Here is a 1,497-nt window from a genome sequence, read left to right on the forward strand (position 1 = left end):
CGACGAACACCACCGATTACGGAGCGGCCGGTGAAAGGTTGGAAGTTGTAAAAAGTCGTCCTGGCCGCGGCCGTGGATCGGATAGTTCGTCGTGTCCCAACGGCGACAGTTCGAACGAGTTTGGCCGTATGTCAGTGTATCGAACGTGGACGAACCATTGTTCAATGAGTGTTGGTTCAGCCCTGGATTCGGGACCGGGACGGGCGTTGCAACACCGACGAACACCACCGATCACGGAGCGGCCGGTGAAAAGTTGGAAGTTGTAAAAAGTCGTCTTGGCCGCTGCCGTGTATCGGATAGTTCGTCGTGTCCCAACGGCGACAGTTCGAACGAGTTTGGCCGCATGCCAGTGTATCGCACGTTGACGAACCAGTGTTCAATGAGCGTTGATTCAGTCCTGGATTCGAGTCGGGGCCGGGCGTTGCAGCACCGACGAACGACAGACATCACGGGGGACGGACAAAAGACTCTCCACTTCAAAAACCGCGCAAGCCGTCCTCCCGTGGATGTCATTTTTCTGTGCTTTCACAGTTTACACCGCAAGAAGGTGTGCGACGACGACTCAGCCATGAACGTGCAAATGAGTACACGAAAGCAAAGCAAATAACCGCCGAGCCAATTGCGGAAAGGAACGAAACGACGGTTTTCGTATTGTCCCAAACCGTCCACGCGGTCATTCCAGCCACGAGGATGGATATCAACGTTGACATTAGTGTATAGCGAAACCGAAGCTGGAAATCCAACTCATGCATTGAGGTAAATAACGAAAAGGCAAGTCCACCAAATGCCATCGCGAAGCCAGTTGCAAATGCGATGTCAGGCACCGCCGAGGACAATCCAAGCAGCATGATTGCTATGCCCGCAATCATCGCTGCATGCTCGGCAAGCGTTTCATTGGTGAGTCGAGTCATCGCGCAAGCCTGAATTGATTGTGTCACAGAACACCGCCGATCACGGAGCGGCCGGTAAAAGGTTTGAAGTTCCAATATAGCGTCTTGGCCGCTGCCGTGGATCGGATAGTTCGTCGTGTCCCAACGGCGACAGTTCGAACGAGTTTGGCCGGATGTCATTGTATCGAGCGTGGACGAACCAGTGTTCAACGAGCGTTGACTCGGACGTGGATTCGGGCCGGGGACGAGCGTTGCAGCATCGAAGAACGGACGCCGTCACCTGGGACGGACGATTGAGTTTCCATTGGTAACACCGCGCAAGCCGTCCTTAGGTGCACGGCCTGGTTCTGGCTTTCGTTCGTGCTTGTGCTCAGCATCGCGGTGCTCGTGCTCGTAATCGATCAATTCCGCGTAGTCTACCGATGACTCCCCGACCCCGTCAAACTTGATCGCCATCCGAGTCAACATCGAGACCACTCGTTTGAGCTTCAGCTTCATGTCACGGCTTGTCTTGTTATCCAATCCACCGGACACAACGAGCACATCTTGGATCGCAGCGCATTCAAAGGCTGATCCGCGAGCGATGTCGAAAAAACGAGCACGATCC

1 protein-coding gene and 1 pseudogene are annotated in these 1,497 nt (G+C 54.5%); both read right to left on the reverse strand.

What is annotated here, in order from left to right; translation table 11 throughout:
* Positions 1 to 509: 509 nt before the first annotated feature.
* Positions 510 to 911, reverse strand: a complete 402-nt coding sequence (locus tag Pla100_RS30255) for a hypothetical protein (protein ID WP_146583128.1) — start codon at positions 909 to 911, stop codon at positions 510 to 512.
* Between the two features lie 255 nt (positions 912 to 1,166).
* A pseudogene (locus Pla100_RS31400) lies at positions 1,167 to 1,497 on the reverse strand (four helix bundle protein); the annotation flags it as partial.

The sequence above is a fragment of the Neorhodopirellula pilleata genome (assembly GCF_007859915.1).
GTDB lineage: Bacteria > Planctomycetota > Planctomycetia > Pirellulales > Pirellulaceae > Rhodopirellula > Rhodopirellula pilleata.

What these genes read in the sequence shown, in the direction of transcription:
- Pla100_RS30255 (WP_146583128.1), bottom strand. Translation starts at nt 911, where the DNA reads ATGACTCGACTCACCAATGAAACGCTTGCCGAGCATGCAGCGATGATT.